The sequence below is a fragment of the Paludibaculum fermentans genome (assembly GCF_051172195.1).
In the GTDB taxonomy this organism is placed as follows: domain Bacteria; phylum Acidobacteriota; class Terriglobia; order Bryobacterales; family Bryobacteraceae; genus Paludibaculum; species Paludibaculum fermentans_A.
Map to the genome: position 1 here is coordinate 157,293 of NZ_JBPJAQ010000005.1, position 13,998 is coordinate 171,290.

At 64.3% G+C, this 13,998-nt stretch carries 11 protein-coding genes; 8 read left to right on the forward strand and 3 right to left on the reverse strand.

The genetic code is table 11. From position 1 onward, the window contains the following. The first annotated feature begins 20 nt into the window (after positions 1-20). A complete protein-coding gene (locus tag ACR9Y2_RS39240) occupies positions 21-602 on the forward strand; it encodes a hypothetical protein (protein ID WP_435047384.1) in 582 nt (193 codons plus the stop codon). Positions 603-653: 51 nt separating this feature from the next. Here ACR9Y2_RS39240 and ACR9Y2_RS39245 read toward each other — a convergent pair whose 3' ends face one another. Beyond that, complete coding sequence (locus ACR9Y2_RS39245) at positions 654-3,356, reverse strand: ADOP family duplicated permease (protein ID WP_435047385.1); 2,703 nt, start codon at positions 3,354-3,356, stop codon at positions 654-656. A gap of 3 nt (positions 3,357-3,359) precedes the next feature. Further along, positions 3,360-3,695, reverse strand: coding sequence for a PadR family transcriptional regulator (locus ACR9Y2_RS39250; protein ID WP_435047473.1), 336 nt, complete (start codon positions 3,693-3,695; stop codon positions 3,360-3,362). A 188-nt stretch (positions 3,696-3,883) separates the two neighbouring features. Here ACR9Y2_RS39250 and ACR9Y2_RS39255 point away from each other — a divergent pair, with 188 nt between their 5' ends. The 7 genes from ACR9Y2_RS39255 (at position 3,884) to ACR9Y2_RS39285 (ending at position 12,707) form a co-directional block, all read left to right on the forward strand. Continuing rightward, on the forward strand, positions 3,884-4,420 hold the full coding sequence (locus ACR9Y2_RS39255) for a DUF2760 domain-containing protein (RefSeq protein ID WP_435047386.1): 537 nt from the start codon (positions 3,884-3,886) through the stop codon (positions 4,418-4,420). A 19-nt stretch (positions 4,421-4,439) separates the two neighbouring features. Then, on the forward strand, positions 4,440-6,194 hold the full coding sequence (locus tag ACR9Y2_RS39260; RefSeq protein ID WP_435047387.1) for an Hsp70 family protein: 1,755 nt from the start codon (positions 4,440-4,442) through the stop codon (positions 6,192-6,194). After that, positions 6,191-8,833, forward strand: a complete 2,643-nt coding sequence (locus tag ACR9Y2_RS39265; RefSeq protein WP_435047388.1) for an Hsp70 family protein — start codon at positions 6,191-6,193, stop codon at positions 8,831-8,833. Before ACR9Y2_RS39260 ends, ACR9Y2_RS39265 begins: the two co-directional genes overlap by 4 nt. Beyond that, positions 8,830-9,687, forward strand: a complete 858-nt coding sequence (locus tag ACR9Y2_RS39270; RefSeq protein WP_435047389.1) for a thiamine-phosphate kinase — start codon at positions 8,830-8,832, stop codon at positions 9,685-9,687. Before ACR9Y2_RS39265 ends, ACR9Y2_RS39270 begins: the two co-directional genes overlap by 4 nt. Positions 9,688-9,794: 107 nt before the next feature. Next, a complete protein-coding gene (locus ACR9Y2_RS39275) occupies positions 9,795-10,808 on the forward strand; it encodes a DJ-1/PfpI family protein (protein ID WP_435047390.1) in 1,014 nt (337 codons plus the stop codon). Between the two features lie 13 nt (positions 10,809-10,821). Beyond that, the gene (locus ACR9Y2_RS39280; protein WP_435047391.1) at positions 10,822-11,931 is read left to right on the forward strand and encodes a sensor histidine kinase; all 1,110 of its coding nucleotides are present in this window, start codon (positions 10,822-10,824) and stop codon (positions 11,929-11,931) included. Continuing rightward, positions 11,928-12,707 (forward strand): LytR/AlgR family response regulator transcription factor, encoded by a 780-nt coding sequence (locus ACR9Y2_RS39285; protein ID WP_435047392.1) that lies wholly within the window; start codon positions 11,928-11,930, stop codon positions 12,705-12,707. Before ACR9Y2_RS39280 ends, ACR9Y2_RS39285 begins: the two co-directional genes overlap by 4 nt. Positions 12,708-12,711: 4 nt before the next feature. On the opposite strand, the gene ACR9Y2_RS39290 is transcribed toward ACR9Y2_RS39285, so the two are convergent. Then, positions 12,712-13,986 (reverse strand): YeiH family protein, encoded by a 1,275-nt coding sequence (locus tag ACR9Y2_RS39290; protein ID WP_435047393.1) that lies wholly within the window; start codon positions 13,984-13,986, stop codon positions 12,712-12,714. Positions 13,987-13,998: the final 12 nt, after the last annotated feature.

Below are 13,998 nucleotides of genomic sequence, written 5' to 3' on the forward strand. Positions count from 1 at the left end.
ACTTCAATATATAATTCTCTTTGGAACACTGGAAACGCTGCGGCGTTGCGTTATCGTTTGCACTCAGCGGAGCTGTGACCGCACCGGCGTTTAAGGAAGGATTCGAATCCCATTCGGAAGCATTGATCGGCTTGGTGGGGCTCTCGTTCGGGCTGTTGGTGTTCGCCTTGATCTGGAGGAGCATCGCTGGCGCGTTGATGATTCCAATCATCGTCGGGACGTGGTACCTGGCTTACCATGTCGCAACCTTGATGGGCATAAGTTTGGGCGATTTCTTATACTTTCCGATGCTGCTAGGCGGGCTCATTGGAGGAATGGGACTCTCAGTTTGCCGTGCGATATCCCAGCGCGAATCGAATCTCGCCATCAGCGCCAAGATCTGTGCCGCAGCAATTGCTTCCGCCGTTGCCCTCGGCCCGTGGCTGACTCAGTTTCGTCTGCACATCAACTCCCCGCAGGGCACCGACCAGACCATTCGTCTCGCTGTCGGCTTCGCTGTTTGGCAGGGTGTGATGGGGACGCTGCTGTACATCCTGCGCCCGGCACAGACTCCGACGAGCAAAGAAGACCTGACCGCCGGGAGCACTCGGATTCTCGATTAGCCCGGCTCCGCTGATCCGGCCTCTGATGGCTGTCAGGCGGAATCGGCCGGTCTATTCATACCGCAGGGCGGTATTGGGATCCAGCCGCATGGCGCGCCGCGCGGGCAGGTACGACGCCAGCACGGCCACCAAACCCAGAAGCAGCGCCACGCCCGCAAAGGTCACAGGATCGGTGCTGCTGATCCCGAACAGGAGAGTGGTCAACAGCCTCGTGATCAGCAGGGAGGCGGCGATGCCGATAGCGGCGCCCAACACGGCAAACCGTGCACCCTCGCCGACCACCAAACGGAGAATGTCACCTCGCCTGGCGCCCATCGCCACGCGGATGCCGATCTCCTGCGTCCGCCGAGCCACGGAAAACGCGACCACGCCGTAGATCCCGATCGCCGCCAGGGACAGTGCTGCCGCCGCGAAGACGCCCACCAGCAGGAGCAGGAACCGGCGGTCAGCGAGCCAGCCGCTCATCTGCTCTTCGAAGGTCGAGAACTTGAGCGGGACGTCGGGCGCCATTTCCTGAACGATCGCCCGCGCCTGCTGCACGACCTCCTTCGCCGGCGCAGCGGTGCGCAGCAGAAGCGTGGGCGTCGAATTCAGGTTCATCCCACGCTGGCGGTAGTTGACATAGACCACCGGACCAGGCGGCGCATCGAGGCCGCGCGCACGAACGTCGCCGACCACTCCGACCACGGTGAGGGGCTTCAGATTCCCGTCCATATTGCCGAACTCCAGCACCTGGCCCAACGGGTCCTGCCCCGGCCAGCGCTGCCGCGCCAGCGCCTCGCTGATCACGGCGACGTGTTGGGCATCCGCCTGATCCTGGGCAGCGAACATCCGTCCGCGCACCAGTGGAATGCCCATCGTGCGGAAGTACTCTTCTCCGGCCACCGCATAGAGGGCGTGCCCCGTCTGTCCGGAATTCTGGCCCATGCGCTGGAACTCCTCGAAATCGGCAGGAGGTTTCCGGCCATTGAGAATCAGGAAATCGCCTTCGGCCAGGTTGTCCCCCTCGGCCACCGGCATCGCGCCGGAGACGCCCACAGCCTCAACTCCGGGCAGAGCCTGCAAGCGGGCCGAGACACCTTCCAGCAGACGAGCCTGGCGCGCCACGGCGTCCGGCCCCAGCGCTCCATTCGGCTGCGTCTCGATGGGCACCGAGAACTGCATCGTGACCAGGTTGCGGGACTGAAACCCCGGGCTGGTCGTAACCAGGCGGAGGAAACTGCGGCCCAGCAGTCCGGCCGCGATGAGAATCACCAGCGTTGCTGCGATCTCGCCCGTCACCACGACACCGCGCAGCCGCTGGCTGGCGCCTGTGCCGGTATAGGCCCGGGAACCCGAGGCAAGCGCCTGCTGCACGTTGCCGCGTCCGGCCCGCCAGGCGGCCAGTGCGCCCAAGACCGCTCCCACCGCGAACGTCGCAGCGAGAGCGAACAGCAGCACCCCCGTGTTCATGGCGATGCCCTGCTGCCGGGGCAGGTTTGCAGGGAGGATCGCCGGCAGCAACCGCACTGCCCAGGCCGCCAGGAGAACGCCTAGCGTGCCACCGGCCAGGGAGAGCGCCAACGATTCCACCAGAAACTGCTGTAACAGGCGGCCGCGCCCGGCGCCCAAGGCGACACGCAACGCCAACTCCTTGCGCCTCGCCGCACCACGAGCCACCAGCAGGCCAGCCACATTCGCGCACGCCACCAGCAGCAGCAAGCCCACCGCGCCCAGCAAGGTCAGTAGCGCGGTCTGCACGTCGCCCACCAGCGCCTTATCCAGCGGCACCACCGCGGCGTCCTGCAGATCCACCTTCTTTCCATACTCGGCGCGGATCCGATGCGCGATGGCGCTGAGATCCTGACGCGCCTGCGCCAGCGTGACGCCAGCCCGGATCCGCCCGATGCCCCGCCAATTGTGCGCGGAGCGACTCTGCGATTGCGACTGGAGTTCGACCGGCGTCCACAGTGCATTGCCAGCCGGGTAGTCGAACCCCTCCGGCATCACGCCGGCCACGGCGTAGTCCTTGCCTTCGATCTTCAAGTGGAGGGGCGAAAGATCTTCCGCGCCTCCAAAGTAGCGCTGCCAGAAGTGGAAGCTGACGATCACCGCGGGAGTTCCCTGGGCCCGGCCCTCATCGGGGGAGAAGACCCGCCCGCGCAGCGGTTTGACGCCAAAGGCGCCAAAGAATCCGCTGGACACTTCCGACCATTTGGCGCGCACCGGCTCGCTACCGCCCGAGACCGAGGCCGGGCGCTCGTTATAGGCAGCCAGTGATGCAAAGGTATGGTTCTGCTTCAGGAAGTCGTCGAAGTTGCCATCCGCGAGGTTGATGCGGTGCCCGTTCGGAGCCTGCTCCCAGACTCGGACGATCTGCTGCGGCTCCGGATAGGGTAGCGAACGCAGCAGTACAGCATCCACAACGGAAAAGATGGCAGTCGACGCCCCAATGCCCAGGGCCAGGGTGAGGATACTGACGGCAGTGAAACCCGGGTTGCCGGTGAGGGTCCGGCCCGCATAGCGCAGGTCGGCCCAGAGGTTGTCGACACGGTTCTCCCACCCATAGGCACGCACTTCCTCCCGAGCCGCCAGGGAACCGCCGAGTTCCAGGCGCGCGGCCCGGCGGGCCTCTTCGGGCGGAAGGCCCTTTGCCGTGAAGGCAGCGGTGGATTCTTCCAGGAAATGCTCAATCTCGTCGTCGATCGCCTGGTCGGCGGCATTCCGGTTCGTCAGCGTGCGCAGGCCGCGGGAGAGTTGGCGCCAGAGTGACATGGATCAACCCTCGGCTTTCAGCAGACGTGCGATGGCAGACGCACGGCGGTTCCAACTCGCGGTTTCGATGCCCAACTGCATCCGGCCCGCTTGCGTCAGCCGGTAGTACTTCGCCTTGCGGGCATTTTCAGTCTGACGCCACTCGGAGTCGAGCCAGCCCATCCGCTCCAGCCGCTGAAACGCCGTCAGCAGCGAGCCGGGATTCACTTTGAAAACGCCACGGGACACCTGCTCAATACGGCGGGCGATGCCGAAGCCGTGCATGGGCTCCAGGTCGAGTGATTTGAGGATGAGCATGTCCAGCGTGCCCTGGATAAGATCTGTGTTTTGTTCGTCCATGAGTTCCGTCACAGCAATTCCGCTTCTTCAGCGTAAGGCACACTTCTCTTGATCGTCAAGATGTGATTATCAAGAGAAAACAAAAGAGATCGAGCCGCAATCCAGAACCTGGTCCAGGACACGAGGTATTAACGTAGCGTCCGCCACTGAAGCCCGTTGTATCCTTGAGTTTTGGAGGTAGATCCGCTTTGAGCCGCATTGGTATGGCTTTTCGTGCGTTTTTCGGGATTCTGGGAGGCTCTCTCGCAGAGGACATCGCACAGGCGCACGGTTATTCGAAGACCCCGGTAAAGAAGGCGCCTGAACCGCCCAAGGAGCCGGCGCTGAAACCGGAGGCCGGAGCCATGCAGGTGCTTGGCATCCTTCAGCGGGACGCCCGGTTGCTGGATTTTGTCATGGAAGACATCGCGCCGTATTCGGACGACCAGGTGGGCGCCGCGGTGCGGTCGCTGCACGACCAGTCTCAGGAAGCATTGCGGAAGTATTTCAAGCTGGCCCCGGTGATCGACGGCGTGGAAGGCACGTTCACGAAGCCCGAATCCGCCGGCGCGCTGGCCAAGGACGCCTCGGCCATCAAGTTTGTAGGCAATTTGCCGGCCCAGGGCAAACCCACCGGCGGATTGCTGCGGCACAAGGGCTGGCGGGTGGATTCCGTTCTGCTGCCCACGCTGAATCCGAAGACGAACCTGTCGATTCTGGCTCCGGCGGAACTGGAAGTCGAATAGGAAAGGCCGGCGAAGTTTCGTGCGATTTCTTGGTATCGACCTCGGCACCACAAACTGCGGGTTTGCCTCGACGTCCGCCGATGCGGAGGCCCAGGTGGAGCTGTTTGCGATTCCGCAGTTGACGAATCCTGGCGAGGTGCAGGCCGAACCGTTGCTGGAATCGGCGCTCTATCTGGCCCGGGAAGGTGAGTTCGCCGAAGGTGCGCTGGACCTGCCTTGGCTGGATGGCAACCGGACCATCACGGGCCGGCTGGCGGCGCGCCGCGGGGTGGAGACCCTGGGGCGGCTGGTGACCTCGGCCAAGTCGTGGCTGTCGTACACCGGGGCGGACCGCACGGCCGCGATCCTGCCGGTCAACGCGCCGGAAGGGGCTCCGCGAGTGTCCCCTGTCGAGGCCAGCCAGCGCTACCTCGAACACATGAAGGCCGCCTGGGATTACGAGCATCCGGATGAGCCCTTCGTGGATCAATCGGTTGTCCTGACGGTACCCGCCTCGTTCGACGAAGTGGCACGCCAGTTGACCCAGAAGGCCGCCGAGCAGGCGGGCTACCGCAACCTGATCCTGCTGGAAGAGCCGCAGGCCGCGTTTTATGCATGGCTGGAGCGGCATGAGGACTGGCGGGAGAGTGTGCAGCCGGGCGACCTCATCCTGGTGATCGACGTTGGCGGCGGCACCACGGACTTTACCCTGATCAGCGTCACGGAAGGGGCCGGCGCCCTGCAACTGGAACGTGTGGCGGTGGGCGACCATCTGCTGCTGGGCGGCGACAACATGGATCTCGCGCTGGCGCATTCCGCCGCCGCGCGCATGGGCAAGCTCGACGCGATGCAGTTCCATACGCTGTGGCAGCAGTGCCGGCTGGCCAAGGAAAACCTGCTGTCGAACGACGAACTGCAGGAAGCGCCGCTGACTATCCTCGGCCGCGGCTCCTCATTGATCGGCGGAACGATCAAAGGGAAGCTGACCCGAACCGAGGTCGAGACACTGTTGGTGGACGGCTTCTTCCCTGTAGTCACGTCGCACGATATGCCGGCCCGCCAGCGGCGATCCGGCCTTATGGAAGTGGGGCTGCCGTACGAACCCGACGCCGCCATCACGCGCCACCTGGCGCGATTCCTGCGGCGCGACGCATCCGGAATGGCGTGCCCGACTCACGTCCTTTTCAATGGCGGCGTGTTCCGCGCCGGCCATCTGCGCGAGCGTGTAGTCGAGGTACTCAACGCCTTCCTGGCGGAAGAGGGTAAGCCGCCGGTTATCGCCTTGGAAGGCGACGATCTGATGCATGCTGTCGCCCGCGGGGCCGCCTATTACGGCCGGGCGCGGCAAGGGCGCGGCATCCGGATTCGCGGCGGTGTCCCTCGGACCTACTACATCGGCATCGAATCAGCCATGCCCGCAGTGCCTGGATTCGCCGCTCCGATGAAAGCTCTAACCGTGGTCCCGTTCGGCATGGAAGAGGGGACCGGCACCACGGTTCCGAATCGCGAATTCGCCCTGGTGGTGGGCGAGCCGGCGGAGTTCCGGTTCTTCTCGTCCTCGGCGCGCAAGCACGACGAGGCGGGGACGCTGCTGGAAGAGATTGATTCCGACCTGGAAGAGATCGCGCCCATCCAGGTCCATCTGGAAGGCCAGGAAGGCCAGATGGTGCGTGTGTCCCTGGAGACGCATGTGACCGAAACCGGAGTGCTGGAATTGTGGTGCGTGGCCCGCGATGGCCGGCGCTGGAAGCTCGAGTTTCAGGTGCGCGAAGCTGGACAGAAACGAAAACCATGAAGATCGGTATTGACCTCGGCACGACGAACTCCGCGTGCGCGTTTATCGACCCAAACGAGGCGGACGGCGCCGATTTCCCGCCAGTCCACATCCTGTCGATCCCCCAGGAAGTAATCGGCGGCCAGATCGAGCCCCGGCGTTCCCTGCCCTCGTTCCTCTATCTCGAAGGCGATGGACTCACGGGTGAGAACGCGCGCGAGCAGGGAGCGCTGGTACCGACCAAGCTCGTGCATTCCGCCAAGTCGTGGCTGTCGAACTCCGAGGTGGACCGGACCGCGAAGATCCTGCCGTGGGACGCACAGGAGGCCGGCCGCGTGGTGTCGCCGGTGGAAGCCTCCGCGCGCTATCTGAAACACATTCGCGACGCCTGGGAAGCAACAGGCCGCGGACCCATCTCGGAACACGAGGTCGTGCTCACCGTGCCTGCTTCGTTCGACGAAGAAGCGCGGGAATTGACAGTACAAGCCGCCCACGAGGCGGGCATCGAGAACCTGACGCTGCTGGAAGAGCCCGCGGCCGCATTCTATTCGTGGATCGCCAACCACCTGTCGCAGTCGCAGAAGTCGCTGACGGACGGCATGACTGTCCTGGTGGTCGACGTGGGCGGCGGCACCAGCGACTTCACCGTGATCCGGGTGGGCCGCGAAGGCGACCGCGTCAACTTCACGCGCACCGCCGTTGGCCGGCACCTGCTGCTGGGTGGCGACAATCTGGACCTGACGCTGGCATGGCTGGTGGAATCGAAGCTCAACAAGCAGCTCTCGCTGCGCCAGCGAAGCGCATTGCGCCGTCAGTGTTCGGCCGCCAAGGAAAGACTACTGGGCTCGGCGGACCTGGCCAGCGTGGATATCACCGTGCTCGGCGGCGGCACTTCGCTGATCGGCGGGACGCTCAAAGCGACCGTACTGCGCGAAGAGGCAATGGAATTGGCGATGGAGGGCTTCCTGCCGTTCTGCGGGCTGGACGAAAAGCCGCAGGAAGACAAGAAGAGCCTGTTCCGCGAGATCGGCCTGCCGTATGTCAGCGACCCGGCCGTAACGCGCCATCTGGCGGCGTTCCTGCAGTCGTCGCAATCGCCGGCGCCGGACGCGATCCTCTTCAACGGCGGATTCTTCATCCCGGAGATCCTACGACAGCGGGTCACCGACGTGGTGGAGAGCTGGTATGGCAAGCGCCCCCTCGTCTTCGAGAACAACGACCTGGACCTGGCCGTGGCCGTCGGCGCGGCTTACTACTCTTATGTCCGTGGAACCGGCAGCGGCGTGCTGGTGCGCGGCGGCCTGCCCCGGGCCTATTTCCTGGGTGTCGACTCCCCCGATGCGGCGACGCTCAAGACCGTCTGCCTGGTCCCGCGTGGTACGGAAGAAGGTTCGACGCTCACGCTGGATCTCGAGAACCTGCAACTGGTCGCCAACAAGCCGGTGAAGTTCAAGCTCTACTCTTCCCTGCTGCGCACGGAAGACCAGGTGGGCGAAGTGGTGGAGTTCCCGATGCAGGAAGTGGCCGAGAACCTGCACCAGCATGCTCCGCTGGAAGCGGTCATTCGTTTCGGCAAGAAAGCGGAAGAGCGCCTGGTGCCCGTGAAGCTCGGCGTCCATTTGAGCGAAGTGGGCACGCTGGAGATCTGGGCGGAGTCGAAGATCAGCGAACACCGCTGGCGGCTGCAGTTTGAACTGCGCAAGCCCGTCCTGGCGGAGCAGATAAAGAAATCGCGGCCGGTCGCGGTGATCAGCGCCGAAGCCCTCACCGCGGCAGAGGAAGCTGTGCGGGCAGTGTTCCAGCATGGCACGCTGGCGCCCGAGGAACTCCCCGGAAGGCTGGAACAGACTCTTGCCCTGGGCCGCAATTCCTGGCCCCTGGAAGTGATCCGCAAACTGGCGGACATATTCCTGGAGTTGAACGAGGGCCGGAGAAAGTCACCAGCCCACGAGGTACGCTGGCTGAACCTGGGCGGCTTGTGCCTGCGCCCCGGCTTCGGGCATCCCGGCGACGACTACCGCATTGAACTGGCGCGACGCGTCTGGGCGCAAGGTCCGGCGTTCGGTAACAAACCCGAGAACGAAACCCAGTGGTGGATCTTCTGGGGCCGCGTGGCCGGCGGGCTGAACCGGAACCAGCAGGCCGACGTCTTCCAGCGGACCGCTTATGCGCTGCTGCCGAAGGGCAAGCCGCAGCGGCTGAACTCCAGCCTGGAGCGCGAAATGTGGCGCTGCGCCGCGTCGCTGGAACTGCTGCCGGCGGGCACGCGCACCGACCTCGGCAACACACTGGTGAAGCGGCTGCGTTCCGAACCAAATGCATCGGATTTCTGGTGCCTGGCCCGCATTGGCGCCCGTAAGCTCTTCTATGGACCATTGAATCAGGTGCTGCCGGCCGCAACGGCGGTGCGCTGGATTGAGGGCATCGGCAAAGTGAAGGGCGGTGAAGAGTGCATTGCGCGGCTGGCGCAGAGCACCGGCGACGCAACGCGCGATCTGCCGCCGGCTTCGCTGGAGATGGTTCGGCGCACGCTGGCTGGCTCGCCCGAACTGCTGTCGCTGTTTGAAGGAGACACGCCCAGCGATCTCGACTCGATGGCCCGTGTCTTCGGTGAAGAACTGCCCTCCGGGCTCGTGCTGGTGGATCCCGCGCAGGAATGAACGAGCTCAGCCTCATCACAGCGATCCGGAAGTGGTCGACGCCCCGGTCGGCAGCCCCGGGCGTGGTGAAGGGGATCGGCGACGACTGTGCGATCATCCGCCCCCGGGCCAACGAAGACCTGCTCTTCACGACAGACTTCGTGATCGAGGATGTCCATTTCACACGGGCCGCCCAAACGGGTATCGATACCGGATGGAAGGCCCTCGCCCGCGGTCTCAGCGATGTTGCCGCGATGGGCGGCGATGCGCGCTACGCCCTGGTTTCCCTGGCCCTGGCGCCGTGGTGCTGTCACAACTATGTCCGGGATCTGTATAAGGGTTTCAACAAACTGGCCGGCCTGCATGGCGTGCAGATCATCGGCGGAGACGTCTCCCGGACGGAGAAGCTCAGCATCGACATCATCGTGATCGGCTCCACGCCGCGCGGCAAGGCGCTGCGGCGCGATGGGGCGAAACCGGGCGACGTGATCTATGTCAGCGGCCAACTGGGCAGGGCCGCAGTCAGGGAATACAAAGACCGTCCCATCCCCAGGCTGGAACTGGGGCGTAAGCTGCGCGGCAAAGCCACGTCCTGCATGGACTTGAGCGACGGCTTGGCGATGGATCTGCACCGCCTCGCCGTGGAGTCCGGCGTGGCGGCTGAGTTGGATGGTCCACTGCCCTCCGCGCCGAAGGCCACGCGGGAGCACGCCCTCTTCGGGGGCGAAGACTACGAACTGCTCTGCACCCTGCCGGCTGGCCGCCGCGCGCCCCCGGAACTGACCCGCGTGGGGCTCATCGTGAAGGGCAAACCCGGCCACGTCACACTCGCCGGAGAAAGTTTACAACCCCGCGGGTGGGATCCCCTCGCCTGACCGGATACCGCCATTCGCTGCAAATCCCCCGCCTCTCCCTGCATTCCGTAACCTGAACCGCGCCCCTGGCCGCATGCTGTATCCAGGTGAGACTGGGAGGCCCCGTAATGAGCCAAACATGCAGTCGACTTCTCTTCGCCGTCCTGTTGCCGCTGGCAGCCGTCCGTGGAGACGGCACGCTGCCGCAGCGGACGGCCGCCGTGGTGCTGTTTCCCGGAGCGCAGGTGATGGGCTACGCCGCCCCCATCGACATTCTGCGCTATGGCGGAACCAGCGTATTCACGGTCGCGGAGCAACCCACCGTGATGACCAATGGCGATCTCAGCGTGAACGCGCAGTACAACTTTGAGAACGCGCCGGATCCAGACATCCTGCTGGTGCCCGGCGGCAGCAACCTCAAGGCCGAACTGGAGAATCCGCGGCTGCTCCGCTTCCTGAAGGACAAGGCGGGCAAAGCGCAGGTCGTGCTCTCGGTGAGCAATGGATCGTTTCTCCTGGGCAAGGCCGGACTATTGGACGATCAGACCGCAACCGCCACGTTCGGGCTGACGGACGGCCTGCGCCGCATCGCCCCGCTGGCAAGGGTCGTCGACGATGTCCGCTATACGGATAGCGGCAAGTATGTGACCTCGGCGGGCCTGTCCGCCGGCATCGACGCGGCGCTGCACGTGCTGGAGAAGCTGGACGGACGCGGCGCGGCCCAGATGGCCGCCCTGGCCGTGGAATACAACTGGGATCCCGAGGGATCCTTCGTCAGGTCGCAACTGGCCGACAGGCTGTGCGCTTTTCGCTATGCGGTGACCAGCGCGCAGTCGATCCGGCGGGAAGGCGACGAAGAGCAGTGGGTGAATGAGTGGTCCGTCACAGACCCCTCTTCGCCCGAGGTGGTCTTTGAGGCGTTTCAGACCGCCATCCGCCAACATGTGACCTGGATGGAGTCGACGCCGCAATGGACCCGGATCGACGGCGAAGACGCCCCTTTGCGCAGCCAGTGGCGCTTTCGGGATGAGCGGGACCGCAGCTGGCGCGGAGTCCTGGAAGTAACGCCGAATACGGTGAGCAGGCAGGGGGTCGTGGTGCGCCTCTCCTTGCACCTGGATCCCCGGCGTGCGTCAATCTGATGGAATGCATGGCATGAATCCGGCTGTACCGCGTGATCCGTCGCGCATCCGTGTGACGTGGTGGAAGTTGTCCGCCGTCTGGGTAGCGTTTGCCCTGTTCAATGCAACCCAGGTGGTGCTCAGCGTCAAGGCGGAGATGCCGGAAGTGCCGGGCACCCCTCTCTTCATCCGGGCCTTCCTGGGCTGGATGATCTGGGCTATGGCGACGCCGCTGGTGGTGGAGTTGGGCCGGCGCTACCCATTGCGCAGGCCGGGCCTCGCTGTGGCCTTGCCGCTGCATCTGGTGACCTGGATCTGCATTGCCGCAACCCGGGCGGTGCTGCTGGTTGTGCTGGCGACCGAGTTGCTGAAGTACTGGCCGAATGAAGGCAAGAGCACGTTTCTGGAGCGTCTGGGCGGGCAATTCCTGGCCCAGCTTCACATGGATCTGCTGGCCTATGTGGGCGTGATGATCTTTTGCGCGTGGCGCGAGTCGCAGCAGAGACTGCAGGAACGGGACGTGCGCGAGGCGCAGCTCGAGACGCAGCTCTCGCAGGCCCAACTGCGGGCGTTGCGCGCCCAGCTAAACCCGCACTTCCTGTTCAATACCCTGAACGGGATTTCCGCCCTGGTGCGCGACGGCAACCAGCACAGCGCGATCCGCATGTTGGTGGGCCTGAGCGATCTGCTGCGTTATGTAATCGACAGCCCGCCGGACCTGGAAGTGGAGCTGGACGAGGAGATTCGCTTCGCCAAGCAATACCTCGACATTCAGCAGATGCGCTATGGCGAACGGCTGGGCGTGAACTGGTCGGTGCCGGAGGAATTGGGCGGAGCCAGGGTGCCGAGCCTCATCCTGCAGCCGCTGCTCGAGAACGCGATCCAGTACGGTGTCGCGGCCCGCAACGCGGCGGTGAACATCCGTGTCAGCGCGGCCGAGGCTTCCGGCGTGCTGCGGCTGACGGTGAATAACGATGGTCCGTCGCTGCAGGAGAACCCGCGGCGCGCCGGGGTGGGCATCGCGAACACGCGCCAGCGCCTGGCGACGCTCTACGGTGAGCGCGCCGGACTGGACGTGCACGATGCGAGGCCGTCCGGTGTGGAGGCGGTGATCCACCTGCCGCTGCGCGAGGATCCGGCATGACGGCCGCGCCCCGCATCCGCGCCCTGCTGGTGGACGACGAGCCGCTGGCCAGGAAAAACCTGCGGCTGCTGCTGGAGCGCGACCAGGAGATCGAGGTCGCCGGCGAAAGCGCCAGCGGGCTGGAAGCCATGGAGGATATTCCGAAACTCGAGCCCGACCTCGTGTTTCTGGATGTGCAGATGCCCGAGGCCGACGGCTTCGACGTCATCGCGACGCTGGATCCGGAGAATATGCCGGTGATTGTGTTCGTGACTGCCTATGACCAGCACGCCATCCGTGCCTTTGAAGTGCAGGCCGTGGATTATGTACTGAAGCCCTTCGATGATGAGCGATTCGCGAAGGCGCTGGAGAACGCCAAGAGACAGGTGAGGTGCCGCGAAATGGAACAATTGGGCGAACGATTGCTAGCGTTGGCGGCTGCCCGTCCCGGGCAGGTAAAAGAGGGAGAGGCCGCGTTTACCGACCGCTTTATTGTGCGGACCGGCAACCGCCTCGTGCTCGTGCGGGCCCCCGAGATCGATTGGATCGAAGCCGCCGACTACTACGTCCGGCTGCATGTGGCCGGCCGCGCCCACCTGGTGCGGCAGTCGATGGCCGAGATGGAGCGCTGCATGGATCCCGAAAAGTTCGTACGCGTGCACCGCTCGACCATCGTCAACATCGACCGCATCCGCGAGGTGCAACTGGGCGTCGACGGCGAACATCGCGCCGTGCTGTCGGATGGCACGGAGCTCAAGATCAGCCGCGGGTACCGCCGCCGGCTGGGCTTCCTGTAGAGCGTCAGAGCTTCGGCACGGCGAAGAACATGCCGCCGAAGATCAACCAGGCCAGGATCAGCGTCCAGATCACGTTGGCCGTCTGAGCGCCCAGGAAGGCAAAGAACGGCCGGCCGTTCTCCATCGTCAGCAGATCGGTGAATTTCGTTTCCAGGCCGATGCAGGCAAAGGCGAGCGCAAACCAGGCGGTCCGCAGTCCAGTCAGGGTGCCCTTGGTCGCCTTCACGACAGCCGGATCCACCAGGAAGCTGAACACCAGGGACGCGGCGACGAATCCGATCACAAACTTGGGGAACCGTTCCCAGATCACCCGCGCACTGGCCTTGGGCTGATTGCCATTGCCGGACTTCATCGACCACCAGACCGATAGCAGGAACGCCGCCACGCCGATAAGCACGTTTTGCGAGAACTTCACGATGGTGCCCATCTTCATGGCGGTCTCACTGATCAGCGATCCGGCGGCCACCACGCTGCCCGTCGTGTCGAGCGTCCCGCCCAGCCATGCGCCTCCAACGACATCGGAGAGTCCCATTGTCTTGATCAGCCAGGGTTGGATCACGATCATGGGGACGGCCACAATCAGCACGACGCTGGCCACATAACTGAGCCGGCGGCGGTCGCCGTGGATGGCTCCACAGGCCGCGATGGCTGCGCTCACTCCGCAGATGGACACAGCGGTGGAGAGCATCGCCGAGAACTCATCGTCCAGCTTCAGGCGGCGGCACAGCCAGAAGCTGAAATACCAAACCACCACGACGACCAACACCGCCTGGAGCATGCCCAGGACGCCGGCTTCCATGATGTCCTGGAAGAGGATCGTGGCGCCCATGATGACCAGGCCGCTCTTGATGAAATACTCCGTACGCACCGCCTCCATCAACCAGGCCGGGCAGCCGATCACATTGCTGAACAGCAGGCCCAGCACCAGCGCGAAGATGACGTACTCGATGCCCCAGTAGGCCATCGTACTGTTGCCGGCTATGAGTTGAGCCAGCCAGGACAGGGCGAAAACGACGAGGAAGCCTAGTGCGAACTTTCCGGCTTTCGCGCCCAGCGCCAGGGCGCCAGGCAGCGCCATCACGAACAAAATCGCGCAGAGAATCAGCGATGTCTGTATGTTGGCGGCGTTGAATAAACCGCCCAGCGCGGTGGTGGAAGCCCATTTGAATGCGGGCAATGCAGGCCGCAAGCCAAGGGGCACAAGAATCAGGGTCGCCAACCCCAACCAGACGGCCAGCCAATCTTCATGAATCCACCAGCGGTTCGATGCAGAAACCATATCTATCGAACA